25 protein-coding genes and 2 pseudogenes are annotated in these 22,134 nt (G+C 73.5%); 14 read left to right on the top strand and 13 right to left on the bottom strand.

Annotated features, from left to right (window positions below; genetic code table 11):
- Positions 1–127: 127 nt before the first annotated feature.
- The 5 genes from ACFY8W_RS01240 to ACFY8W_RS01220 all read left to right on the top strand — a co-directional run bounded on the left by ACFY8W_RS01240 (position 128) and on the right by ACFY8W_RS01220 (position 4,930).
- Complete coding sequence (locus ACFY8W_RS01240) at positions 128–511, top strand: DUF742 domain-containing protein (RefSeq protein ID WP_391101644.1); 384 nt, start codon at positions 128–130, stop codon at positions 509–511.
- Positions 492–1,106, top strand: coding sequence for an ATP/GTP-binding protein (locus ACFY8W_RS01235; protein ID WP_391098646.1), 615 nt, complete (start codon positions 492–494; stop codon positions 1,104–1,106). Before ACFY8W_RS01240 ends, ACFY8W_RS01235 begins: the two co-directional genes overlap by 20 nt.
- 205 nt (positions 1,107–1,311) lie before the next feature.
- Positions 1,312–1,737 carry a roadblock/LC7 domain-containing protein gene (locus ACFY8W_RS01230; protein ID WP_391098644.1) on the top strand — a complete coding sequence of 142 codons (426 nt, stop codon included), beginning with the start codon at positions 1,312–1,314 and terminating at the stop codon, positions 1,735–1,737.
- Positions 1,738–2,036: 299 nt separating this feature from the next.
- Positions 2,037–3,314: a DUF6397 family protein gene (locus ACFY8W_RS01225; protein WP_391098642.1), complete on the top strand. Its 1,278-nt coding sequence runs from the start codon at positions 2,037–2,039 to the stop codon at positions 3,312–3,314.
- A 68-nt stretch (positions 3,315–3,382) separates the two neighbouring features.
- Positions 3,383–4,930, top strand: a complete 1,548-nt coding sequence (locus ACFY8W_RS01220) for an ATP-dependent DNA ligase (RefSeq protein WP_391098640.1) — start codon at positions 3,383–3,385, stop codon at positions 4,928–4,930.
- A gap of 15 nt (positions 4,931–4,945) precedes the next feature.
- Here the strand turns inward: ACFY8W_RS01220 and ACFY8W_RS01215 are convergent, their stop codons facing one another.
- On the bottom strand, positions 4,946–5,500 hold the full coding sequence (locus ACFY8W_RS01215) for a DUF6328 family protein (RefSeq protein ID WP_391098638.1): 555 nt from the start codon (positions 5,498–5,500) through the stop codon (positions 4,946–4,948).
- Between the two features lie 147 nt (positions 5,501–5,647).
- On the opposite strand from ACFY8W_RS01215, the gene ACFY8W_RS01210 reads away from it, so the two are divergent.
- From ACFY8W_RS01210 to ACFY8W_RS01195, 4 genes are all read left to right on the top strand, one after another.
- The gene (locus ACFY8W_RS01210) at positions 5,648–6,025 is read left to right on the top strand and encodes a hypothetical protein (RefSeq protein WP_391098636.1); all 378 of its coding nucleotides are present in this window, start codon (positions 5,648–5,650) and stop codon (positions 6,023–6,025) included.
- 269 nt (positions 6,026–6,294) lie between these two features.
- Entirely contained in the window at positions 6,295–7,083 is a 789-nt protein-coding gene (locus ACFY8W_RS01205) for a polysaccharide deacetylase family protein (protein ID WP_391098634.1), read from the top strand.
- A 410-nt stretch (positions 7,084–7,493) separates the two neighbouring features.
- Entirely contained in the window at positions 7,494–8,261 is a 768-nt protein-coding gene (locus tag ACFY8W_RS01200) for a hypothetical protein (protein WP_391098632.1), read from the top strand.
- On the top strand, positions 8,258–8,629 hold the full coding sequence (locus ACFY8W_RS01195; protein WP_391098630.1) for a peptidase inhibitor family I36 protein: 372 nt from the start codon (positions 8,258–8,260) through the stop codon (positions 8,627–8,629). The genes ACFY8W_RS01200 and ACFY8W_RS01195 overlap by 4 nt, the downstream gene beginning before the upstream one ends.
- 41 nt (positions 8,630–8,670) lie before the next feature.
- Here ACFY8W_RS01195 and ACFY8W_RS01190 read toward each other — a convergent pair whose 3' ends face one another.
- The 9 genes from ACFY8W_RS01190 to ACFY8W_RS01150 form a co-directional block, all read right to left on the bottom strand.
- On the bottom strand, positions 8,671–8,829 hold the full coding sequence (locus ACFY8W_RS01190) for a hypothetical protein (protein WP_391098628.1): 159 nt from the start codon (positions 8,827–8,829) through the stop codon (positions 8,671–8,673).
- A gap of 326 nt (positions 8,830–9,155) precedes the next feature.
- Entirely contained in the window at positions 9,156–10,343 is a 1,188-nt protein-coding gene (locus ACFY8W_RS01185; RefSeq protein WP_391098624.1) for a globin domain-containing protein, read from the bottom strand.
- 88 nt (positions 10,344–10,431) lie between these two features.
- The gene (locus tag ACFY8W_RS01180) at positions 10,432–10,878 is read right to left on the bottom strand and encodes an Rrf2 family transcriptional regulator (RefSeq protein ID WP_391098621.1); all 447 of its coding nucleotides are present in this window, start codon (positions 10,876–10,878) and stop codon (positions 10,432–10,434) included.
- A gap of 94 nt (positions 10,879–10,972) precedes the next feature.
- Positions 10,973–11,851, bottom strand: coding sequence for a hypothetical protein (locus ACFY8W_RS01175; RefSeq protein WP_391098619.1), 879 nt, complete (start codon positions 11,849–11,851; stop codon positions 10,973–10,975).
- Between the two features lie 59 nt (positions 11,852–11,910).
- Positions 11,911–12,321, bottom strand: coding sequence for an SHOCT domain-containing protein (locus tag ACFY8W_RS01170; protein WP_391098616.1), 411 nt, complete (start codon positions 12,319–12,321; stop codon positions 11,911–11,913).
- 393 nt (positions 12,322–12,714) lie between these two features.
- Positions 12,715–13,170, bottom strand: a complete 456-nt coding sequence (locus ACFY8W_RS01165) for a redoxin domain-containing protein (protein ID WP_391098613.1) — start codon at positions 13,168–13,170, stop codon at positions 12,715–12,717.
- A gap of 34 nt (positions 13,171–13,204) precedes the next feature.
- Positions 13,205–14,212 carry a LysR substrate-binding domain-containing protein gene (locus ACFY8W_RS01160; RefSeq protein ID WP_391098611.1) on the bottom strand — a complete coding sequence of 336 codons (1,008 nt, stop codon included), beginning with the start codon at positions 14,210–14,212 and terminating at the stop codon, positions 13,205–13,207.
- Positions 14,213–14,461: 249 nt separating this feature from the next.
- The gene (locus ACFY8W_RS01155) at positions 14,462–15,040 is read right to left on the bottom strand and encodes a helix-turn-helix transcriptional regulator (protein WP_391098608.1); all 579 of its coding nucleotides are present in this window, start codon (positions 15,038–15,040) and stop codon (positions 14,462–14,464) included.
- 40 nt (positions 15,041–15,080) lie between these two features.
- Positions 15,081–16,304 carry an FAD-dependent monooxygenase gene (locus ACFY8W_RS01150; RefSeq protein ID WP_391098606.1) on the bottom strand — a complete coding sequence of 408 codons (1,224 nt, stop codon included), beginning with the start codon at positions 16,302–16,304 and terminating at the stop codon, positions 15,081–15,083.
- Between the two features lie 159 nt (positions 16,305–16,463).
- On the opposite strand from ACFY8W_RS01150, the gene ACFY8W_RS01145 reads away from it, so the two are divergent.
- From ACFY8W_RS01145 to ACFY8W_RS01130, 4 genes are all read left to right on the top strand, one after another.
- Positions 16,464–16,970 (top strand): TetR family transcriptional regulator C-terminal domain-containing protein, encoded by a 507-nt coding sequence (locus tag ACFY8W_RS01145; protein WP_391101642.1) that lies wholly within the window; start codon positions 16,464–16,466, stop codon positions 16,968–16,970.
- A 58-nt stretch (positions 16,971–17,028) separates the two neighbouring features.
- Positions 17,029–17,559 (top strand): SRPBCC domain-containing protein, encoded by a 531-nt coding sequence (locus ACFY8W_RS01140; protein WP_391098603.1) that lies wholly within the window; start codon positions 17,029–17,031, stop codon positions 17,557–17,559.
- A 146-nt stretch (positions 17,560–17,705) separates the two neighbouring features.
- Positions 17,706–19,070, top strand: coding sequence for an Ig-like domain-containing protein (locus tag ACFY8W_RS01135; RefSeq protein ID WP_391098600.1), 1,365 nt, complete (start codon positions 17,706–17,708; stop codon positions 19,068–19,070).
- A gap of 20 nt (positions 19,071–19,090) precedes the next feature.
- Positions 19,091–19,498 carry a CU044_2847 family protein gene (locus ACFY8W_RS01130; RefSeq protein ID WP_391098597.1) on the top strand — a complete coding sequence of 136 codons (408 nt, stop codon included), beginning with the start codon at positions 19,091–19,093 and terminating at the stop codon, positions 19,496–19,498.
- 64 nt (positions 19,499–19,562) lie between these two features.
- On the opposite strand, the pseudogene ACFY8W_RS01125 reads toward ACFY8W_RS01130, so the two are convergent.
- Positions 19,563–19,817, bottom strand: a pseudogene (locus tag ACFY8W_RS01125) (ABC transporter permease); the annotation flags it as partial.
- Between ACFY8W_RS01125 and ACFY8W_RS01120 the strand changes: the two are divergent.
- Positions 19,759–20,404 (top strand): annotated as a pseudogene (locus ACFY8W_RS01120) (cache domain-containing protein); the annotation flags it as partial. The pseudogenes ACFY8W_RS01125 and ACFY8W_RS01120 overlap by 59 nt on opposite strands.
- A 56-nt stretch (positions 20,405–20,460) precedes the next feature.
- Here the strand turns inward: ACFY8W_RS01120 and ACFY8W_RS01115 are convergent.
- Positions 20,461–20,793, bottom strand: coding sequence for a cupin (locus ACFY8W_RS01115; RefSeq protein WP_391098594.1), 333 nt, complete (start codon positions 20,791–20,793; stop codon positions 20,461–20,463).
- A 56-nt stretch (positions 20,794–20,849) separates the two neighbouring features.
- A complete protein-coding gene (locus ACFY8W_RS01110; protein ID WP_391098592.1) occupies positions 20,850–22,127 on the bottom strand; it encodes an MFS transporter in 1,278 nt (425 codons plus the stop codon).
- Positions 22,128–22,134 lie beyond the last annotated feature (7 nt).

Raw genomic sequence — 22,134 nt, 5'->3', positions numbered from 1 at the left:
AAGCGGCCCAGGACGGGCCGGCCTCGGGCAGGACGCGGCGACCCGCGAGGCGGCGGTGCCGCGCCTCGGGCAGCACCGTCCCGGGCAGGACGGCCACGGCACGGACCGCACCGGCGAGGACCCGTCCGTGTCGGGCAGCCGGTGGTACGACGCCGAGGCCGGGCCGCTCGTCCGGCCGTACGCCATGACCGGCGGACGGACCAAGCCCGGACCCAGCAACGTACGGTTCGACCTCATCGCACTCGTGGTCGTCGACGACGACCCGCCGGGCCCCGCAGAGGAGTCCCTCCTCGGTCCCGAACACCGGGCCCTGCTCGCACAGTGCCGTGCCGAGACCCAGTCCGTGGCCGAACTCGCCGCAGACGCCGACCTGCCCGTCGGAGTGGTCCGCGTCCTCCTCGGCGACCTCCTCGAATCGGGCTTCGTGAAGGTCAGCAGACCCGTCCCGCCCGCACAGCTCCCTGACGAACGGATCCTGAGGGAAGTAATCGATGGCCTACGAGCGCTCTGAGAGCACCCCGGCGGGAGACCTGGACACCACGGCCCTCGCCCTGAAGATCCTGGTCGCCGGCGGCTTCGGGGTCGGCAAGACCACCCTGGTCGGCGCGGTCAGCGAGATCCGGCCGCTGCGCACCGAGGAACAGCTCAGCCGTGCCGGCGAGACGGTGGACGACACCGGGGGAGTCGACCAGAAGACCACCACGACGGTGGCCATGGACTTCGGCCGCATCACCATCCGCGCCGGGCTGTCCCTCTACCTCTTCGGTACTCCGGGCCAGGACCGCTTCTGGTTCCTGTGGGACGACCTCTCCCAGGGCGCGCTCGGCGCCGTCGTCCTCGCCGACACCCGCCGCCTGGAGGACTGCTTCCCGGCTGTGGACTACTTCGAGCACCGCAAGATCCCGTTCGTCGTGGCCGTCAACTGCTTCGCGGGCGCCCGCGCCTACGGTGCGCACGATGTGTCGCGCGCGCTCGATCTGGACCGTGGCACCCCGGTCGTCCTGTGCGACGCACGCGACCGCGACTCCGGGAAGGAGGTGCTGATCCGGCTCGTCGAGTACGCGGGACGCATGCACACGGCACGGCTCCTGGACACGGTGGGCTGAGCGAACGGGCAGTGTCCGTGGCCTGAAGGAACGTCCGATCGCCACGCGGATGGTGACGGGTGCTTGCCCTGCTCACGACAGTGCGTAAGGCTGACCGGAAGACGGTCGACCGGTAGAGCACCGACGGCCGGCCGGAAACACGCGCCCCCCGGACCGCGGGGACCACGGGGCGACGGGGACGCACCACACAGGGGGAGGATCACGCATGGCGTTGGACAAGGAACTCGACTGGCTCCTGGACGACCTGACGCGACGGGTCGATTCGATACAGCACGCCCTCGTGCTGTCGAACGACGGTCTCGTGACGGGCGCGAGCAGTGGCCTGGAGCGAGAGGACGCCGAGCACCTGGCCGCGGTCTCCTCGGGACTCCACAGCCTGGCGCGCGGCTCGGGACGGCACTTCAAGGCTGGTCGGGCCCGGCAGACGATGGTGGAGTTCGACGAGGCGCTGTTGTTCGTGACGGCGGCCGGCGAAGGCAGCTGCCTGTGCGTGATGAGCGCGGCGGAGGCCGACGTCGGTCAGGTCGCCTACGAGATGACGCTGCTCGTGAACCGGGTCGGCGAGCACCTGGGCGTGGCGGCGAGGCAGCCAGGCGGCGCGGGAGGTCTGGGCGGCGCGGGCGAGTTCTGACCCGTCGCTCCGGGAGTTATCCACAGGACGAGCGCGGGGTCGTCACTCTGGGTTACGGTCATCACCGACAGTGTTCGAGTCGGGCGGCAGGCGCCTGGCGACACACGGGGGAGGACCGACCCATGACCACGGAAGAGACGACACGTGCGACGACGACGCTGCCTGCTCGGGCGGCGGAGACGGCGCGCCTGCCAGTAGTGGCGCCGCCGCCATCGTCATTGCCGCTGCCATCGTCATCGCCGGCGAGGCGGCCATTGGCCCCGTCGACGTCGTCGGCGGACCCGGCGGAGCCGCCTGAAGTGCCGGAGCTGCCGGTGCCGCAGGCGCGGGCCGCGCGGGAACTGGGGGTGCGGCGGGACGAGTTCCGGCTCGCGGTCGACCTGGGATTCGTCCGTACGGTGCCGGGGTCGCCGCCCGGCACCGCGGACGCCCACGGGGACCCGGCGCGGCGCCGCGTGCCCCGGGCCGAGATCGAGAGGCTCAAGGCCGCCCCGGACTTTCCCGAAGGACTGCGCGAGCGCGTGAAGGCGGTCGGTACGGCGGAGGGTGCCGAACTGCTCTCGGTCACACGGGACCGGTTCGCCCGCCTCGCGAGGACGGGACACTTCAGTCCCGTGCGGTTCTACGTCAACCGCTACCGAGCCGTGGTCTGGCTCTACCCCGCCGCCGAGCTGGCCGAGTTCGCGCTGAACCACCCGCGACTCCTCAGCGGACGACTGCCGCTGGACGTCCGGACCAGGGCCGACGACGGCCGCCAGGACTGGCGGCCCAGGAACTGGCGGGCCCGGCGGCTCGGCGCACTGCTGAGAGCGAGCGGCGACCCCTGGGTCCGCACGGCGGCCATCGCCTCGCTGCTCGACGCGGCTCATGTGGCCGAGGTCGTCGACGACCTCTACGAACGGGTCTACCTGGACCGGCTCAGGCCGGGGCCGCCGGTCTGGCGGCCGAACGCCCCGGCGGCCCGGGAGATCGCCGACCGGCTGATGCTCGCCGACGATCCCGACGAGATCCTCTGGCACCGGATGAGCCTCGGCCTCGCCCTGGACGAGGCCCGCGCCGAGCGCGAGGCCCCACGACCGGGCATGCCGTCGGACGTCGCGTCACCGTCGGTCCCCGCGCTCCAGCCCATGACCTCGACGATGAGGGGGAGGAGGGCCACGACGGTCACCTCACCCGAGGGAGCGCCGTCCGGGACGCCGATGACTCTCACGCCGTCGCTCGATGACTTCGGCGCGATGGAGGTCCGTGCCGGCCGATGGGGTTCGCGCCCGGTGGTGTCGACCCCGGCTGCTCCCGCTCCTCCCGCTCGGCCGGCTCCTCCCACGCCTCCCGCGTCGTCCACTCCTCCTGTGTTCTCCACTCCTCCCGGGTCCTCCGCTCTTCAGGCGGCGCCCTCCACTCTTCAGGACCCTCCCACTCCGCACGCTTCCTCGGCCCCCCTGTGGCCGGCGACTGCTCCGCAGTTCCCCTCCGGCCGCCCGGCGGGAGTCAGGCGTCCGCCCGGGAGGCGGTTCCGGCGGAGCCTGCTCGACCGGCTGCGCAGGCGGAAGGAGGCCACGCCGCGACCGGGAGGGTGACGGTCAGGCCGGGAGGGTGACGGTCAGGCCGGGGTGCGGGGCCGCGTGTGCGCGGGCACGATGGGCGCATGCTCCTTGCCCGAGTAGCGGAGGTGTCGGGGCAGGTCGCCGCCACGTCGGCGCGGTCGCGGAAGATCGGACTGCTCGCCGAACTGTTCGCGGAGGCCGAGCCCGAGGAAAGTCCGCTCGTCATCGCCTATCTCTCCGGGCGTCTCCCACAGGGACGGATCGGCGTCGGCTGGAGCGTGCTGAAGAACGTCCTGCCGCCGGCCGTTCCGCCCGTGGAGCACCCGGCACTCGCGCTGTCCGGCACCGACAAGGCGATGACGGAACTGGCCGCCGTCGCGGGAAGCGGGGCCCAGGCCCGCCGGCTCGGCCTGGTCCGGGACCTGCTGGCCGCGGCCACGCTGCCGGAGCAGGAGTTCCTGCTGCGGCTGCTCTCCGGCGAGGTGCGGCAGGGCGCGCTCGACGCGGTCGCCCTCGAAGGCGTGGCCCGGGCGGCCGGGGTGGCGCCGGAGGAGCTGCGGAGGGCCGTCATGCTCGAAGGGTCGCTGCCCCGGGTGGCGCGTGCGGTGCTCGCCGAGGGTCCTGGCGCGCTGGAGGCGTTCACCCTGAGGGTCGGCAGTCCGGTGCAGCCCATGCTCGCCCACACCGCGGGCAGTGTGAGCGAGGCGGTGGCGGCGCTCGGGCCCTGCGCGGTGGAGGAGAAGCTCGACGGCATCCGCATCCAGGTGCATCGCCGCGGCGACGAGGTCCGGGTCTACACCCGGTCCCTCGACGACATCACCGACCGGCTGCCCGAGGTCGTCGCCACCGCCCTGGAGGCGGGGGGCGACCGACTGGTCCTGGACGGCGAGGTGATTGCGTTCGATCCCGCGACGGGCCGGCCGCTCGCCTTCCAGGACATCGCCTCCCGCGTCGGATCCCGTGTCGACGTGTCCACGGCGCAGGCCGCGCTGCCCGTGTCGCCCGTCTTCTTCGACGTGCTCGCGGCGGACGGCGAGGTCCTGGTCGACCGCCCGGGCCGAGAGCGGCACGCCGTCCTGGCCCGACTGCTGCCCGAGCCGCTGCGGGTGCGCCGGACGGTGGTCGAGGACCCGGCTGACCCGGCGGCGGTCGACGCGGCCGAGCGCTTCTTCCGGGACACCCTCGGCCGCGGCCACGAGGGAGTCCTCGTCAAGGCCGTCGACGCGCCGTACGTCGCGGGCCGAAGGGGCCGCACCTGGCTGAAGGTGAAACCCGTCCACACCCTCGACCTCGTCGTGCTCGCCGCCGAACGCGGCCACGGCCGCCGCACCGGCTTCCTCTCCAACCTGCACCTCGGCGCGCGTGCGGCCGACGGCACCTTCGTGATGCTGGGAAAGACCTTCAAGGGCCTCACCGACGAGATGCTCCGCTGGCAGACGGAGCGCCTCACCGAACTCGCCGTCTCGGACGACGGTTACACGGTCCGTGTCCGCCCGGAACTCGTCGTCGAGATCGCCTTCGACGGTCTCCAGCGCTCCACCCGTTACCCGGCCGGGGTCACCCTCCGCTTCGCCCGGGTCATCCGCCACCGCCCGGACAAGCCCGCCACGGAGGCGGACACGGTGGAAGCGGTCCTGGCGACGGGATGACACGGCCTTCCGTGGTCAGCCGGACGGTTCGTCGTCGTCGTTCTGCGGGCCGGAGGTGTGGCGGCTGCGGACCCAGAGCGGCAGGGCGAACCAGCACAGCAGGTACCAGATGACGAGTCCGGTGACCAGCCAGGGCACGAACGTCGCTCCGGTGGCCACGCGCAGGACGAGCAGCAGCGCGCAGGCCAGAGTGGCCAGGAGCAGCACGAGTCCCAGGAAGGTGAGGCGGGAGGCCCAGTTCACCGCCCGGGGCTTGAGCCTGCGGCCTGCGACCAGGCGGTGGAACGAGACGGGGCCGATGAGGGCGCCGGTCGCGGCGGAGCCGAGGCAGATCGTGATGATGTAGATCGTCCGGTCGGTGGCCGGCAGCTCGGGATAGCGCTGGGTGAAGACGACGGTGAGGAGGAAGCCGAAGAGGATCTGCACCCCCGTCTGGGCGACCCTGATCTCCTGCATCAGTTCGTTCCAGCGCCGGTCCGCGCGTTCCTCCGGCGTCTCGTGACGGCCGCGGATCATGCCGTCGGCGTCCGGCTCCTCGGGTCCCGTTCCTTCACTGCCTGCCTTCGTCATGCCGCCTCCCGTGTCGCAGCCTCCCCTCCCACCGTGTGCCCCCTGGCGCGGATCCGCCACCCTGCGGGCCGGTCCCGGCGGGCAGGGCGGCGGGGCCTCGCGCGCCGCCGCGCCGCGAGGGATGCTGGTAGACGGGCAAACGAGGAGATGAGCGCCGTGTACGACTTGCACATCGACACCGACGTCACCGTGCAGCTGAGTGACTGCTGCCGGGAGGACGCCCAGGCCGTCTTTGACGTCCTCGACCGCGCCTACCAGCTGGAGGACATGACGATGCCGGGTCCGCACGCGGCGACCGCGCCCGCCGTCACCGTGTGGATGGCCACGTTCGACACGGCCGGCGGCCGGCACGAGGAGTCTCCGGCCGTCCCGCTCACCGGCATGGTCGGCGCGCTGCTCACCGGTGGGTACCGCGCCGTCGACGAGGTCGAGAAGGTGCTGGCCCGCTCCTTCGACATCCAGTCCCTGCAGTCCGTCTCCGGTGACCAGGAGACCGAGGCGCGCCTCCTCCTCGCGGCGCGCTGACGGGCGGGACTCCCCGGACCCCCGAACCCCCGGGCGGAGCGGACGGGCGCCGCCCGGGGCCGCCGTGCCCGCCGCGGCGGTTCCGCTGACGCGTCCCACGGCGCAGTGCTCCGCGGGACGCTTGCTCCTGCCCCGACCCCCTTGCGATCCCCGGCTATACACCGTGTGTAGAGTTCTCGGCGAGCCGCAGGGCCCTGCCATGACCAGGCGTGGGCCCTTGCTGTCGCACGAGTCATTCGCACCACTGTTTCGGGGAAAGCGGGTCGCACATGTTCCGAACCAAGCCGGGCCGGCGCAGGACGCCGGCCCTCGCCCTGCTCGCCGCGGCGTCGCTGGTCGTCGCCCTCACCGGGTGCTCGGCCGACACGGTCACCCCGCAGGAAGCGCGCGGCAAGGCGGGAACGGACGGCAAGGCCGGGACGACGGCGGGCGCCGTGGACTGCGCCAAGGCCAAGTGCATCGCGCTCACCTTCGACGCGGGACCGGGCAAGGACACCCCCCGCCTGCTCGACGTGCTCAAGGAGAAGCAGGTCCCGGCGACCTTCTTCCTCCTCGGCAAGAAGCACGTCGACCGGTATCCGCAAGTCGTCAAGCGCATCGCGGACGAGGGCCACGAGGTCGCCAACCACACCTGGACCCACCGCATCCTCACCGACCTCGACGCCGCCGAGGTCCGTGACGAGCTCTCGCGCACCCAGGACGCGATAGCCGGGATCACCGGCCGCAAGCCCACGCTCATGCGCCCGCCGCAGGGCCGCACCGACGACACCGTCGCCGACGTGAGCCGTGAACTCGGCCTCGCCCAGGTCCTCTGGAGCATCACCGCCAAGGACTACTCCACCGATGACACCGCCCTCATACGCCGGCGGGTGCTCGACCAGGCCCACGGCGACGGCATCATCCTGCTCCACGACATCTACGACGGGACCGTCCCGGCCGTGCCGGGGATCATCGACGAGCTCAAGCGCCGCGGCTACACCTTCGTCACGGTGCCGCAGCTGCTCGCGCCGGGCAAGGCGGAGCCCGGATCCGTCTACCGCCCGGATAAGGACGACTGAACGGACCAATCGGGGTGAGGTGACTCACATACGGCACCTGGCGCAAGGCGGAACAATAGGTGAAGGTTTACCGTTCATCCTTATGTGACGTCGAAGGGGCCCGGTCCCCAGGTCCCCCCCATGAGGTGACCGCCCTTCACCCGTCACGGCAATCGGCCCCGGTTGGAACCCCCCGTCCAACCGGGGCTTTGTCATGGGTGTCGCCACGGGTTCCGGCCCGCGCGTCCGTCCGCGCGCCGGGAGCTCTCAGAACACCCCGTTGGCGGCGCGCACTCCGGCGCGTTCGACCCCTTCGAGTGAGTCGCCGCGGCCCTCCGCATGGCCGGTCCGGCACCGGGCATTGATCGCCACGAAACGGCGGCGATCACGCCGCCGGCCACCGCCGCCCAGGCCCGCCACCAGGGGGAACCATGCGCCACGCGACCCGCCGAGCGATCATCACGGCCTCCGCCGCCCTCGTCCTCTCCGGCTGCGCCACCGTGCAGCCCGGTCCCGCCGGCCCGACCGTGCCGCCCGGATCCGCCGCCACGCCCGTCGCGCCCGCCACCCGGCAGGAACAGGACCGGATCCTGAAGGCCGCCGAGCAACGGCTCGTCGCCGAGTGCCTCGACGCCCAGGGCCTCGCCCTGCCCCCGGCCTCCCAGGCGCGCGCGCCGGCCGCCGGACCGGGTCCCGCCGCCGCACCCGCCGCCGACAGCCGCCTGCGGACCGCGCTCTTCGGTGAGGACCCCCGCGAACTCTCCCTCACCCTCGCCACCGGTCTCACCGTCACCGCCAACAGCGACGGCTGCGTGGCCTCCGCCCGCACCGAGCTGTACGGGGACCAGAACCGCTGGTTCCGCGCCCAGGTCACCGTCGACAACCTGCGCGCCATGGCCCAGGCCCGGATGAAGGACGACCCCGCCCACCGGGCCGCCCTCGACCGCTGGACCCGCTGCGCCGCGCCCTCCGGAGGGCCCCGCGCCGGCCGCCCCGACCCGGCCGTCGCCAAACGCTGCACCCGCGAGAGCGGACTCGCCGACGTGCGCGCCCGGCTCGAACCCGCCGAGCTGGCCACCGTACGCACCCTCCACCGCGACCAGGTCGCCACCTACGAGCAGCTGCGCGCCCGCGCACTGCGGCGGGCAGCCGAGCTGTCCGCGAACCCCACCCGGAAGAAAGGCACCGACGCTTCATGAAGCGACTCCTCGGCCCGACCACCGCAGCCCTCCTCGCCCTCGCCGGCGGCCTGGCGATGACCGCGCCGGCCGCCGCCGCGGACTGCCCGTCCGGAGAGTTCTGCGTGTGGGAGCACGCGAACTTCGGCGGTCAGCGAGCCAACTGGAGCGGCGACGACGGCTGGTGGGAAGGCTGGATCTCCGACAACGACTCGTCCTGGGCCAACCACGGCATCTCCGGCCCGGGGATCAAGGACTACGTCCGGGTCTACGAGTCGGCCTGGCAGGGCGGCTCCATGACGATCTGCCTCGCCCCCGGTCAGGAGGTCGGCTACAACGGGGCCGCCAATGACCGCGGCGACTCCCACATCTGGGCCACCGGCTGCTGAACCGCGCCACCCGGAGCCGCCTCACTGCACGGTGAGGCGGCTCACGCCGATCCGGCTCGGGTAGTAGGTGAGCATGTCGTGGAGAACGCGGGAGGGAAGGACGGGTCGCAGGACGTCACGGCGTAGGTCACGGAGGCGTCGAGCTTGTTCGAGATCACCTCGACCCAGTACTCCGGCCGGGGCCGGTAGACGTTGCGCACGAAGCCGTCTCCCGACGGGAGCGGGGCGCGGAAGACGGGCGGGCCGAGCTCCTTCCGGAACTTCTCCAGGGTGTGGCCCGCGCGGAGTTCCCTGAGCTTGCGGTACTCCGCGGCGTGCCAGTCCGTCCGGGAGTCCCTTGGGTCACCAGGTTGGACAGGAAGAAGACGGCGACGAGCAGGACGTTCCGCTTGGCGAACGCGCTGAAGCGCTCACCCGCCGTCCCGCTTCCGCCCCCTTTTTTCGTTGCCGGTCGTGGGCGAGTCGTCCATGGCCGCGGCCCTAGGCACACCACGCACGCCCCGCACCACGCCGTAGGCCGACCGGCTCAGGCCTCGGTGCCCAGCCACAGGTCGGGGCCGAAGACCTCGTAGTGGACGTCCGCCGCCGCGACGCCCCGGGCGAGCAGATCGCCGCGCACCCCGCGCATGAAGGGCAGCGGGCCGCAGAGGTAGGCGGTCACGCCCTCCGCCAGGTCGAGCGACGCGATGTCCGCCCGGCCGCTGTGGGCGTCGGCCGCGCCCGGCTCCTCGTACCAGAGGTGCAGGGAGCCCTGCGGCAGCGCGTCGACCAGCCGGCGCAGCTCCTCGCGGTGCGCGTGGCCGGCCGGGGAACGGTCGGCGTGGACGACGGTCACCGGACGGTTCGAACCGGTCGCGACGAGGTGGTCCAGCATCGCCAGCATGGGCGTCGAGCCGATGCCCGCGGAGGCGAGCAGCAGCGGTCCGTCGCCCTCGGGAAGCACCAGGTCGCCGAACGGCGCGGAGACGGTGACCAGGGCGCCCGGCCGCCCGTTCTCGTGCAGCCACGAGGAGACCTCGCCGGCCGGGTCGCCGTCGACGCGCTTGACGGTGATCCGCCAGTCGGGGCGGCCCGGCGCCGCGGAGAGGCTGTACTGGCGGATCTGCCGGGCGCCGTCGGGCAGCGTCACCTGGACGCTGACGTACTGGCCCGGCCGGAAGGCCGCCGCCCGACGCCCGTCCGGGTGGCGCAGGGTGAAGGAGACGGTGTCGGCGGTCTCCTCGTGCCGCCCGGCGATCTCCATCGGCTCCCAGACCTGGCCCTCGGTGACGCCACGCTCCTGGTACAGGCGGGCCTCCAGGGCGATGAGCGCGTTGGCCATCAGCCAGTACACCTCGTCCCAGGCCTGCGCGACCTCGGGCGTCACGGCCTCGCCGAGGACGTCGGCGATGGCGGCGAAGAGGTGCTCGTGGACCACCTTGTACTGCTCCGACGTGACGCCGAGCGAGGCGTGCTTGTGGGCGATCCGCGACAGCATCACGTCGGGCCGGGCGTCCGGGTGGTCCAGCAGGGCGCCGGCGAAGGCGGCTATGGAGCCGGCCAGTGCCTTGCGCTGGTCGCCGGTGGCCTGGTTGCCGCGGTTGAACAGGTCCCGCAGCAGCTCGGGGTGGGCGGCGAACATCCCCGCGTAGAAGCGCTCGGTGATCTCGTCGAGGGCGCCGCCGACGGCGGGAAGGGTGGCACGGACGACCGGTGTGGCCTGCTCGGACAGCATGTCGACTCCAGAACTGGTAGATGATCTACGTATTTAACGCGCTGACAAGACCGCCCCGGCGGGGCGGGCGTCGACGGGAGAGCGGTGATCAGTCGCCTGGGCGGCGCCCGGACAGGGCGAGGAGCACCGGCCCGGTGGGCGACCCGACGAGATCGGCGACGGTCAGCGGATCGAGCGTGCGGTAGAACGCCTCCTGCGCCTCGCGCAGCGCGCCGCGCAGCCGGCAGGCCGTCCGCAGCGGACACGGCGGATCGCCCTCGCAGGCCACGACCTCGTCGTCGCCCTCCAGGGTCCGCGTCAGCCACCCCACCGAGGACCGGCGGCCCAGCTCGGTGAGGGCCAGACCGCCGCCCCGGCCGCGCCGCGCCTCGACGACCCCGAGGTGCTGCAGCCTGGTGACCACCTTCGCCATGTGGGCGTAGGGGACGGCCATGGACTCCGCCACCTCGCGGGTGGTGGGGTAGGTGTCCCGCCCGGCGACCGCGAGGCGCATCACGGCCCGCAGTGCCAGGTCGGTGAATTTCGTCAACCGCACGACTCGACCGTATCAAAGACGTATTTCAGATTCGTATTAGGGGTGGGGCGGGGTCTCTGTGTGCGGGGAGTCATGCCCGCGAGGTGTCCTGAGGTCACTCCCGCGCACGCTTCCGCCGGCGCCAGACCCACCAGCCGCCGATCACGAACGAGCTGCTGACCAGGACGATGCCAGCCACCGGCCACCGCCCGCCCGCGATGTTCAGGTCCGCACCCACGACGACGGCCACCCCGATCACCGACACGAGCAGCGAGAACGCCGCCCGCACCAATGAGCCGATTATCGCCGGGTCGAAACGGTTGGGCCGGCGCGGGAGGGGCGCACCCGCGTAGAAGACCGCCGCCCGGTCCAGGAGGGCCAGCGTGGAGCGCCGGTAACTGAAGGCCAGGTACGGCAGCCACACCAGCGGCGCGACGAGACCGACCAGGAACACCGCACCCACCAGCGCCCACTGGCCGATCCGTCTCAGCAGCCCCACCTGGTCCTCCGTGGGCGTGATCAGCCCCAGCAGCCGCGCCATGCGCATGATCAGCTCCCACAGGGCGGCGAACCGGCCCGGCCGCTTCTCGCCCTCGCCTTCCGGAGCGCTCGGGGCGGTCGGCTCGGCCAGCGCGACGCGGGCGGCGTCCGTGTCCTCGTACACCCCCTGGAGGACGAGGAGTTCGGCGGCCCGCTCGGGATCCGCCGGATCCTTGCCTTCCAGCGCCGCCAGTTCGAGCACCGACCGTGTCTGCGACAGCAGCGCCGCGCAGAACGCGAACGGCACGAACAGGATGAAGGGCCCGCCCACGAACGCGCCTTCGGTGGAGGCCGTGCGGACGCCGCGCGCCACCACGCGCGTGCGCAGTTCGTCGGAGCTCGCGTCCGGCCTGGCGGCGTGCATCCGCCGCACCGCCCGGTCCGCTCCCGGACCGAGACGGCGCTGCGCGAACACGGCGAGGGACTCGGGAAGCCGGCCCGGCGCTGCCATCACGTCGCGCAGCAATGACCGGGACAGCCGGGCCGGCTCCTCCTCGCCGCCCTGGGGACGGGTCAGGAGAGGACCTTGGCCTTCGCCCTCTCGAACTCCTCGTCCGTGATGGCGCCCCTGTCCCTCAGGTCTGCGAGCCGGGCCAGCTCGTCCGCACTGCTGCCCTGCCCGGTGCCGCCGGCCCCGGGCGTGCCCGCCGTCTTGCGGATGTAGTCCTGGAACGCCGCCTCGGCGTCCTTGGCCTGCTTGACGTCGCGCCTGCTCATGCCCTTGCCGCGGGCGATCACGTACACGAGCACGCCGAGGTACGGCAGCAGGATGCAGAAGATCAGCCAGCCCGCCTTGCCCCAGCCGCTCAGCTCGTGGTCACGGAAGATGTCCGTGATGATCTTGAACAGCAGGAACAGCCACATGATCCACAGGAAGAACCAGAGCATGGTCCAGAAGAGGTTGAGCAGGGGATAGTCGTCCATGCCGAAACTCCGTTTCCCGGCGCGGCCTGGTCGGCCTCGCGTACCAGCGAGTCTCACCGAACCCTCGTGGCCCCGCACGTCGTGAGCCGCTCCGAGTGCGGCCCCGCGGCAGCCGTGCTCGGATGAGGACGACGTCCGTGACGGAAACGGCGCTCGTGGGCGCGCTCGTTCACAGGGAGGGCGCAGGCCGCCCATCGCGAGGCCGTGGCCCGGGCCGCCACGGTGACGGCCGGAAGGACCTGAGCCGGATGCTCCTGCACCGTCGTCCTCTCAGCTCCCCAGCCGTCCCTCACGCAACAGCCGGCCGGGCTCGCGAACTCACTCGGCAGGGACCTCTCACGCCCGAGGAGTTCGCGGCCGCCAAGGCCAAGCCGTTCGGTGACTGACGTGGGCTCAGGCCTTGCGCGCGCGGAGCGCCGCGAGTGCCTTGTCGGCGTGCGCGCTCATCCGCAGCTCGCTGCGGACCACCTCCAGGACCCTGCGGTCCTGGTCGATGACGAACGTCACCCGCTTCGTCGGCGCGAGCGAGAAGCCGCGCTTCACCCCGAACCTGTCCCGTATCTCGCCCGACGAGTCGGAGAGCAGCGGATAGCCGAGCGAGTGGCGCTCGGCGAACTCCTGCTGGCGCGCCACCTCGTCCGAGCTGATGCCGACCGGCAGCGCTCCGGCTGCCCGGAACTCGTCGGCGAGGTCCCGGAAGTGGCAGGCCTCCGCGGTGCAGCCCGGTGTGAGCGCCGCCGGGTAGAAGAAGAGGACGACGGGGCCGTCTTCCAGCAGCCCGGACAGGGAACGGGACTGCCCCGTTTCATCCGGAAGGGTGAAGTCCTCGACGATGTCACCGACGTTCATACGAGCGGACGTTACCCCACGGTAGGCGTACTCGTCACCAGCTCCGTGCGGCCCGCAGCAGCCGGTCCCGTACGAGCAGCACGTGCGGGTTCTCCGGAGTGCCCGGCCGCTGGACCAGGAACGACGTGTTGATCGGCGGATCCTCCGGGTCGAGCAGGGCGGTCAGCCGGCCCGCGGCGAGCTCCGCCCGGCACAGATAGCGCGGCAGTACCCCGAGTCCGGCCCCGGCCGTCACGGCCGCGAGCACGCCTCGCAGGTCGGGCACCGTCACGGCGGCTTCACCGATGAGGCGGCGCCCGAAGACGTGCCGCCAGTAGCGCCGGGCGATCGGCAGGTCCGCGGCGTACATCACCATCGGGACGCCGTGCAGGGCGGCAGGACCGTCCACCGCCACCGCCTCGGGGCCGATCCGCCGCGCCCAATCGGGCGAGGCGACCAGGACGAACTCCTCGTCGACGAGCGGCACCGAGGCCAGGGCCCGGCCACGCGGCCGGTGCGTCGCCACCACCAGGTCGTGGTGCCCGGCCCGCAGTCCCTCGAGCAGCTCGTCGGTGAGCCCCAGCGTGACCTGGAGCCGGATCCCCTCGCCCACCAGCGGCGCCAGCGCGGGCAGCGCGCAGAGCGACAGGAACTCGGCGGGCCCAGCGAGGTGGACCGGCTGCGGCGCCGGCGGGGCGCCGTCGGGACCGCGGTCCGCGATGGTGGCGAGCGCGTCGATCGGACCCGCGACCTGGGCGGCGAGATCGTCCGCGTACGGCGTCGGCACCACGCCGCGCGGTCCGCGCTCGAACAGCTCGCGGTCGAGGCGTCGTTCGAGCGCCCGGATCTGGGTGGTGACGGTCGGCTGCGACAGGCTCAGGAGCCGTGCCCCGGCCGTGAACGAGCCCGTGCGGTGCACGGCCAGGAAGGTGCGCAGCAGCGAGAGGTCGAGCGGGCCGCGCGACTGCGGTGCCGGGTCGACGTCCGGCCGGGTCACGGACGGGTCCGGAGGGGCGGCGGGTCCGGAGTCGTCGCCCGAGCCATGCTGCTGCCTATCGTTCACGGAAGCCAGCATAGGCAGGCTGATGGGTCGTATGCTCCCGCCTGCCCGCCTGCCCGCCTGCCCGCCTGCCCGCCTGCCCGCCTGCCCGCCTGCCCGCCTGCCCGCCTGCCCGCCGTCAGGTCACCCGCCCCGCCGCCCGTCAGGCTGTCCGCCCCCCTGGTCCGTCAGGCCGTCCGCCCGCCGTCCCGTCCCGCATCCGTCAGGCCACCCGGCCCCGCCGTCCGTCAGGCCACCCGGCCCCGCCGTCCGTCAGGCCGTCCGGCCCGCCGTCCGCCGGGACTCGCGTTCGGCGAGGACCGCCAGGGCCCGCTCGCCCCAGCGGACGTTCTCCTCCTCGAACGCCATGCCGCGCAGCAGGGTCAGAAACGGTCCCACCCGGTCCGCCTCGCGCAGATACGTGTCCTCGTCCCGTCCGTCGAGCATCCGCTCGCGGAGCCGCTCGTAGCGCGCCAGCTTCCCGCGCGCCGCCTCCATCCGCTCCCGTACGTGGGCCCGTACCGCCGCCGTGTCTCCCGCGTCACACGCCTGGACCTGGACCAGCAGTTCGTCGCGGACCGCGGTCGGCTTCGGCGGGTGCGCGGTGTACGCGACGAGGTCGGCGAGTCCGGGCTCGGTGAGGGTGAACATGCGCTTGTTGGGCCGGCGCTCCTGTTGCACCACCCGTGCCGTGATGAGACCGGCCTCGGAGAGCCGGTCGAGCTCCCGGTAGAGCTGTTGCGGCGTGGCCGCCCAGAAGTTGGCCACGGACACGTCGAAGAGCTTGGCCAGGTCGTACCCCGACGCCTCGCCCTCCAGGAGAGCCGCCAGGACCGCGTGCTTGAGAGACATCCGGACAAACTAGCAGTCCGTTGAATATTTTCCTCCACACCTATTCACCCGGGAAAGACCTGGTGAGGGGCGGGTTCCAGGAGGCGTGCCGCAGGATCGCGCGCACCGCCACGCCGGACGGGGCGAGCCGCAGCAGCGCGTTGCGCAGCGGCACGGCCAGCGGGTGGCCGAGTTGCTGCCCGATCCGTCCGGCCCGGCGGGCCGCCGTGGCCACGGCCGTGGCCCGCGGCCGCCGTTCGGCGTCGAAGCGGGCGAGCGCGGCGTCGACGTCCGGCGCCCCGTCGAGCTCGGCGGCGAGCACCACGGCGTCCTCCAGGGCCTGGCAGGCGCCCTGACCGAGGTTCGGGGTCATGGCGTGGGCGGCGTCGCCGATCAGTACCACCCGCCCGGAGACGAAGGACGGCAGGGGAGTGGCCAGTTCGGCGATGTCGTGCTGGAGGACGGCGCCGGGGCGCGTCGCGGCGAGGAGCTCGGGGACCGGCTCGTGCCAGCCGGCGAAGCGCCGGCGCAGCACGGCGAGGGGGTCGGGATGGCGCACGCCTGCGGGTGCGTTGAGCACCGCGTGCCACTCGGCACGTCCGTCGGCGAAGGCGATGTGCCCGAACTCGGTCCCCCGTCCCCAGGTGATCTCGAAGTCGGTACGGAGGTCCACGGGGCGGTCCGTGATCGCCCGCAGCACGGTCGAGCCGCTGTGCACGGGGCCGGGGTGCGCGGGGAAGAGGGCGGCGCGCAGACGGCTGCCGATGCCGTCGGCGGCCACGACCAGATCCGCCTCCACGGCGTCCGTTGTCCCCTGGGGCTGAGGCCCCTCCCCGTCGGCGGATCCGGACTTCGCCCCGGCGAACCGCACACGCGCCCGTCCGCCGCGGAGCGGGTCCACGCCCGTCGCCGTGATGCCCGTGCGCAGCGTCCCGGGCTCCAGTGCGTCGCGCAGCAGGCGGTGCAGCTCGGAACGCGGAATGCCCACGATGGGTGAGCCGAGGGCACGTTCGAGGGCGGCACCGTCCATCCGGGCCAGCCAGGAGCCGCGAGGCGTACGGGCGCCGCCGGTGTACTGGCCGTGCCCGGCGGCCCGTACGGCGGTGCCGACGCCGAGCGCGTCGAGGGCGCGGATGCCGTTCGCGGCGAGGGAGATCCCGGCCCCGGCGTCGGCGAGGACGGGCGAGCGGTCGACGACCGTCACCTCCCACCCGATGCGCCGGAGTCCGAGGGCGGCGGCGAGGCCGCCGATCCCGGCGCCCACGACGACGGCGCTGTGTCCCATGTCCGTACCCCTCTCCCGTACTGCTGCTTCCGCGTGCTTCTACATCTGTAGAAGCGTAGCGCTCGCCCTCTACAGGTGTAGAAAGAGGGGGTGACCTCCGAGAAGCCCCGCCGTACCCTGCTCGCCGATGCCGCGCTCGGCGTCCTCGCCGACGCCGGCATGCGCGGCCTCACCCACCGCGCGGTCGACACGGCCGCGGGCCTGCCGGCCGGGACCACCTCCGCGTACTTCCGCACCCGGTCCGCCCTGCTCGGCGCGCTCGTGCGGCGGCTCGTCGAGCTCGACCAGGCCGAACTGGTGGCGGCCGCCGAGCGCGCCCCCGTACTCCGGACGGCCGACAACCTCGTCCAGGGGCTCGCCGCGCTCGTCGCCGCCCGCACCCAGGGCGAGGGGCGCCGCCGCTCGCTCGCCCGCTACGCCTGCGTCCTGGAGAGCGTGCGAGACCCCGAACTGCGCGACATCCTGGTGCCGAGGGAGAACCCGGGGCGTGACGCGGTACGGGCCTTCCTCGCCGCGCGGGGCGTCGCGGACCCCGAGGCCCGCACGCTGAGCCTGCTCGCCTGCGTGGACGGACTGGTCCTGGACCGCGTGGTCGCCGGAGAGGAGGCGGTGAGCGGGGGGACCGAGGCGATCGAGGGGCTCGTGGCGGCGGCCCTGCGGTCCTGAGCGTGACCGCGGCAGTCCCTACGGCCGTCGATCCGACGTCAGCAATGGAGCAGCTCCGATGGACAGCAGTGACAGCAGTGGCACCGGCGACAGCCGTCGCAGCAGCGACAGCAAGGCGTTCGTGTATACGACGTACATCCGCACCACGCCCGACGAGCTGTGGAAGGCGCTGACCGACCCCGGCCTCACCCGCCGCTACTGGGGCGTGGCTTTCGAGACCGACTGGGCCGTCGGCTCGCCGATGGTCTGGGAGGAGGGCGGGCGCACCACCTCCGACCCCGAACAGGTCGTGCTCGTCGCCGAGACCGGCCGGGTGCTCTCGTACACCTGGCACACCTTCACACCCGAATGGGCGCAGGCCGTGGGCATCGGTGACGAGCTCTTCGCCCGGCTCGTGGACGAGGGGCGTTCCAAGGTCACGTACACCATCGAACCGGCCGGGGACATGGTGAAACTGTCCGTCGTCCATGACGACCTGAAACCCGGCGGCACCATCAGGAGCCTGGTCGGCGAGGGCTGGCCGGCGATCGTCGCCAGCCTGAAGTCGCTCCTGGAGACGGGCGAGGAACTGCCCGAGGTGCCGCGCTGAGCCCGGGCCGTTGGTGCTTTCGAGTCGTCTCGCGGGCCTCTCACGCGCCACGCCCGGTCAGTTGATCATCTTTTCTCGCTTTGATCCGTTTTGATGCACCGGACAGGCCAGGCCGGCGCGGGCGCGAGAAGGGGTGGTCGTCCGACGTGTCGTCACGCGGAAACAGCATCAGGAACGTCAGGGGATGGACCGCGCTGTCCGCCGCCGTCGGAGCCGTGCTGGCGCTCCAGGCGGCCCAGCCGACCGCCGTGGGCGCGCACGTCGGTGGCCCTCCCGACGGAGCGGTGCAGCTCGGGATCACCAGCTGCCCCACCACCGGTGCCCTGTGCACCACACCCCGGCTCAACGTCGGCCTCGACGGCCGGACCCTCGCCTTCGACCGGCGTGCCGCCGCCGGACCCGTCGAACTCACCCTGCGCACCGCCGGGCGGCTCGCCGACGTGAACGTCACCGACCACCAGGGCCGCCACGTCGCCGGCCGCGTGAGCCCCGACGGCCGCCGCTGGACCGGCACCGCACCGCTCCCCGCGGACGGCCGCTACACCGCCCGCCTCGTCGTCGAACGCACCGACGGCGGACGACAGCGACTGCACCACGGCCGGCTCGCCCTGACCACCCCGGCCGCGCCCGCGGGCGAGCGGCTGACCGCCGAACTCGGGCCCGGCGGCGGCACCTACGGGGTGGGCCAGCCGCTCACCGCAGAGCTGAGCCACGCCGTGCCCGCCACCGATCCCGACGCCCGCCGCGCCGTCGAACGCGCCCTGCACGTCAGCTCCGAGCCGCACGTCGAAGGCGCCTGGCACTGGGTCGGACCCACCACCCTCCACTACCGCCCGCCGGGCTACTGGCCCGCCCGCGCCACCATCCGCGTCCGCAACGGGCTGGACGGGGTCCAAATCACCGACCGCCTCTACGGCGGGCCCTCCGCCTCCCTCACCCTCACCACCGGCGACCGGATCGAGGCCGTCACCGACGTCGCCGCGCACACCCTCACCGTGCTGCGCGACGGCGAGGTCGTCCGCACCATCCCCGTCACCACCGGCAGGGCCGGCTACCGGACCCGGGGCGGAGTCAAGGTCGTCCTCGGCAAGGAGGCCACGGTCCGCATGCGCGGCGACTCCATCGGCATCGCCCGAGGCAGCAGCGACTTCTTCGACCTGAAGGTCCGCTGGGCCACCCGGGTGACGTGGAGCGGGGAGTACCTGCACGCCGCCCCTTGGTCGCTGGACGCCCAGGGCAGCGAGAACGTCAGCCACGGCTGTACCGGCATGAGCACCGAGGACGCCGCCTGGCTGTTCCGGACCGTCCGCGAGGGCGACGTGGTGCGCGTGATCAACGGGCACGGCAAGCGGATGACCCCCTTCGACAACGGCTACGGCGACTGGAACCTGAGCTGGTCCGAGTGGCGCCGCGGCAGCGCCTTCGGCACCGGCACCCCGGGCACCGGGGCCACCGGACCCGGCGCCTCCGGGGCCGGGCCGGACGGCAGCGCGCTCCGGCCCGCCCTCTGACCGCACACCGAGGAGTCACGATGACGGAGATCGTCAGGGTCGAACTCGCCGACGGCGCGCTCTACGTGGAGGCGGAACCCCTCGACGCCGCACCGGTGCACGTCGCGGCGGACGAGGCGGCGGACGAAGGACTGGAGGGCATCGGCGGGCGGCTGCCCGATCTGTCCGGGGTCACCGCCGCCCTGTCCTCCTTCGCCGGACAGCTCGGCGAGGCCCTGCACCGGGCCGCGCCCGACCGCGCCACCGTCGAGTTCGGCTGCCAGCTCGGCCTGGACAGCGGCAGACTCACCGCGCTCGTCGTGCAGGGCACCACGAGCGCCAGTCTCTGGGTCACCCTGGAGTGGGGCCGGGAGCCGGGCCCGGGCGGCACGGCCGGTCCGCACGGTCCCCGCCAGGGCCGACGGCGGAGAGGAACGGGGCGTTCGTGACCCCGCTCGCCGCCCGGACCGACGCCGTGCCGATCTCGGCGCGAGCGGCACGCGGGGCACCGCGTCAGACGCGCCCGCCGCCCGCCGTGTCCGAGGACAGCCGCTGCGCCGCGTAGATGGGGATCACGGAGAGCAGCACGAGCAGCGCCGCCACCACGCTCACCACGGGCGCCTGCTGAGGTCGCGTCATGTTGTCGAAGATCCACAGCGGCAGGGTCTGCACTACGGGACCCGCCGTGAAGGTGGTCACCACGACCTCGTCGAAGGAGAGGGCGAAGGCGAGGAGGCCGCCCGCGAGCAGCGCCGAGCGCAGCAGGGGAAGGAGACGTCCCGCAGCCCCGGAATCCCTCGCGGGTCTCGTCTCCGGCATCGGCCTCGTCGCCGCGGCCGGACTGCTCGCGGACGTGCCGGCCTGGCTGGAGTGGTGGCAGCGCGGCCCCGACGGCGTCGTCCGGCCGCTGCTCGTCGACCTCGACCCGGAGCACTCCGCGTACTCCGACTACACCCACTGGGACTGGTACGAGCTGCCCCGCGAGACCGGCCGACGGGCCGTCGCCGGGCCCTACGTCGACTACCTGTGTTCCGACGAGTACGGCCTGACCCTCTCCGCTCCCGTGCACGTCGGCGGCGCGTTCGTCGGGGTCGCCAACCGCCGACGTCTATCTGCGCCACTTCGAGGCGGCCGTGCTGCCCGTCCTCCAGGAACTGCCCGTCCCCGCCCGGCTGGTGAACGCCCGCGGCCGGGTCGCCGCCTCCACCGACCCGGCCCATCTCGCGGGTTCCCTCACCAAGGGACCGGACTTCGCCGCGGTCCTCGCCGCGCCCCCGGCCGTGCACCGGCACGGCGACCTGCGCCTGACGCCGTGCCACGGCACGCCGCTGGTGCTCGTGACGCCGCAGCGCTGAACGGCCCGGTGCCCGTCCGGCGGGATCGTGGCACGCCGCCCGGCCGACGGCGGAGGTCAGTCGTTGACGGCCGTCAGCAGGACGACGGCGTCCTCGATCGCGGTGAGGCCGTGACGTTCCTTCGGGATCATCTGGAGCTGGCCGGTCGCCAGCTCCTGCGTCCGCCCCGCAGCCGTCAGCTCCACCCGGCCGCGCAGGACCTGCAGGCTCGCCGCCGGCGGCGCGTTGTGCTCGTCGAGCGCCATGCCCGCGATCAGGGCGATCACGCTCTGCCGCAGGACCCCGTCGTGCACCACGACATGGGCGCTGCGGCCGTGGGCGTCGGTGCGGGCTTTCGCCAGGTGCTCGTCGACGAGGGCGCCGAGGTCGTGGGGTGCGGGCTCCTGCATCGTGTCTCCCTCGGAGTACGCGGACGGATATCCCCCAGCCTTGCGCGTGCCGGGCGTCACGCAACTCGGGGCCGTCCCCCACCGGCCGCGAGACCGGCCACGGCGAACCCCGCCGCCGCGAGCACCGTCCCGGTCCAGCCGTACGCCCCGTACAGCCAGGCGGCGGTCAGCGAACCGAGCGCGCCCCCGCCGAACGTGGCCAGCATGAACACCGTGTTCACCCGGGCGGCCACGTCCCGCCCCAGCCCCAGGACGCGCGCCTGGTTCGCCACCTGGCAGGAGCTCGTGCCCAGGACCACCAGACCGGCGCCCGCCGCCAGGGCGGCCGGCGAGCCCGGCGCCAGCGCCGCCGCCGCGAGCCCGAGCCCCACGCACCCCAGCGCCCAGCGGCCCACCGGCCCCGCCCCGAACCGGTCGGTGAGCGGCCCCGCGAGCGCCGACGCGAGCGCCGCCGGCACGGTGAGCAGCCCGAACAGGCCCGCCGCCCCCGGCCCGTAACCCAGCGGAGGCGCGGCCAGATGGAAGACCAGCGCCGCCCAGAACACGCTGTACGCGCCGAACACGCAGGCGCTCCGCAGCGCCGACGCCCTCAGGGCACGGTGGGCGGCGAGCAGCCGGGGCAGCCCGGCGAGCATCCGCCCGTACGGGACCGGGCGCGCGCCCGGGGCGCCGAGGCGCTCCGGCAGCGTCCGCGGCAGCACCCACACGAGGGCCGCCGTCGCCGCCGCGGCCACCAGATAGGCGGTCCGCCAGCTGCCGCTCCCGTCGGACACCGCGCCCGAGACGGTACGGGAGAGCGTCGAGCCCAGGGTGAGACCCAGGCCGATGACCCCGACCACCCGCCCACGCCGCTCCGGGCCCGCGAGGGCGGCCGCGACCGGGGTGAGGATCTGCGGGAGCACGGTGGTGGTCGACAGGGCGAGCGTCGCGAGCACCAGCGTCAGGACGTTCGGCGCGGCCGCCGCCACCAGCAGCGCGGCGGCGGTCAGGCCCAGCAGCGCCCTGGTCAGCCGGCGCAGCCGCGCCGTGTCGGCGAGCGGCACGAGCAGCAGGATGCCGAGCGCGTACCCGAGCTGCGCGGCCGTCGCCACCAGGCCGGCCGTGCGGTCGGAGACCGCGAGGCCGCGCGCGACGGCGGCGAGCAGCGGCTGCGGGAAGTAGATGTTCGCCACCGTCACGGCCCCGGCCACGGCGAGGACGAGGACGTTCACGGCGGGCGCGGGCGTCGGCGCAGGGGCTGCGGCCGGGGTGGGGGCGGGCAATGGCCCGGCGGGCGGGTCGGCGGACGTGGGGAGTGAGCGGCGGAAGCGGGCGGAGGAGCGGAGGAGAGGCACGTGCTTC

This window comes from Streptomyces sp. NPDC012637, assembly GCF_042954805.1.
In the GTDB taxonomy this organism is placed as follows: Bacteria; Actinomycetota; Actinomycetes; order Streptomycetales; family Streptomycetaceae; genus Streptomyces.
Note: the sequence above shows the minus strand (reverse complement) of the source record. Positions and strands in the feature narration are given on the sequence as shown.

Excerpts from the sequence above, each read along its gene's own strand:
- ACFY8W_RS01200 (WP_391098632.1), top strand. The coding sequence starts at position 7,494 with ATGCGCCACGCGACCCGCCGAGCGATCATCACGGCCTCCGCCGCCCTC.
- ACFY8W_RS01230 (WP_391098644.1), top strand. The coding sequence starts at position 1,312 with ATGGCGTTGGACAAGGAACTCGACTGGCTCCTGGACGACCTGACGCGA.
- ACFY8W_RS01215 (WP_391098638.1), bottom strand. The coding sequence starts at position 5,500 with ATGACGAAGGCAGGCAGTGAAGGAACGGGACCCGAGGAGCCGGACGCC.
- ACFY8W_RS01145 (WP_391101642.1), top strand. The coding sequence starts at position 16,464 with ATGCGCGGCCTCACCCACCGCGCGGTCGACACGGCCGCGGGCCTGCCG.
- ACFY8W_RS01220 (WP_391098640.1), top strand. The coding sequence starts at position 3,383 with ATGCTCCTTGCCCGAGTAGCGGAGGTGTCGGGGCAGGTCGCCGCCACG.
- ACFY8W_RS01130 (WP_391098597.1), top strand. The coding sequence starts at position 19,091 with ATGACGGAGATCGTCAGGGTCGAACTCGCCGACGGCGCGCTCTACGTG.
- ACFY8W_RS01115 (WP_391098594.1), bottom strand. The coding sequence starts at position 20,793 with ATGCAGGAGCCCGCACCCCACGACCTCGGCGCCCTCGTCGACGAGCAC.
- ACFY8W_RS01165 (WP_391098613.1), bottom strand. The coding sequence starts at position 13,170 with ATGAACGTCGGTGACATCGTCGAGGACTTCACCCTTCCGGATGAAACG.
- ACFY8W_RS01150 (WP_391098606.1), bottom strand. The coding sequence starts at position 16,304 with ATGGGACACAGCGCCGTCGTCGTGGGCGCCGGGATCGGCGGCCTCGCC.
- ACFY8W_RS01170 (WP_391098616.1), bottom strand. The coding sequence starts at position 12,321 with ATGGACGACTATCCCCTGCTCAACCTCTTCTGGACCATGCTCTGGTTC.
- ACFY8W_RS01235 (WP_391098646.1), top strand. The coding sequence starts at position 492 with ATGGCCTACGAGCGCTCTGAGAGCACCCCGGCGGGAGACCTGGACACC.
- ACFY8W_RS01185 (WP_391098624.1), bottom strand. The coding sequence starts at position 10,343 with ATGCTGTCCGAGCAGGCCACACCGGTCGTCCGTGCCACCCTTCCCGCC.
- ACFY8W_RS01140 (WP_391098603.1), top strand. The coding sequence starts at position 17,029 with ATGGACAGCAGTGACAGCAGTGGCACCGGCGACAGCCGTCGCAGCAGC.
- ACFY8W_RS01210 (WP_391098636.1), top strand. The coding sequence starts at position 5,648 with ATGAGCGCCGTGTACGACTTGCACATCGACACCGACGTCACCGTGCAG.
- ACFY8W_RS01205 (WP_391098634.1), top strand. The coding sequence starts at position 6,295 with ATGTTCCGAACCAAGCCGGGCCGGCGCAGGACGCCGGCCCTCGCCCTG.
- ACFY8W_RS01155 (WP_391098608.1), bottom strand. The coding sequence starts at position 15,040 with ATGTCTCTCAAGCACGCGGTCCTGGCGGCTCTCCTGGAGGGCGAGGCG.
- ACFY8W_RS01195 (WP_391098630.1), top strand. The coding sequence starts at position 8,258 with ATGAAGCGACTCCTCGGCCCGACCACCGCAGCCCTCCTCGCCCTCGCC.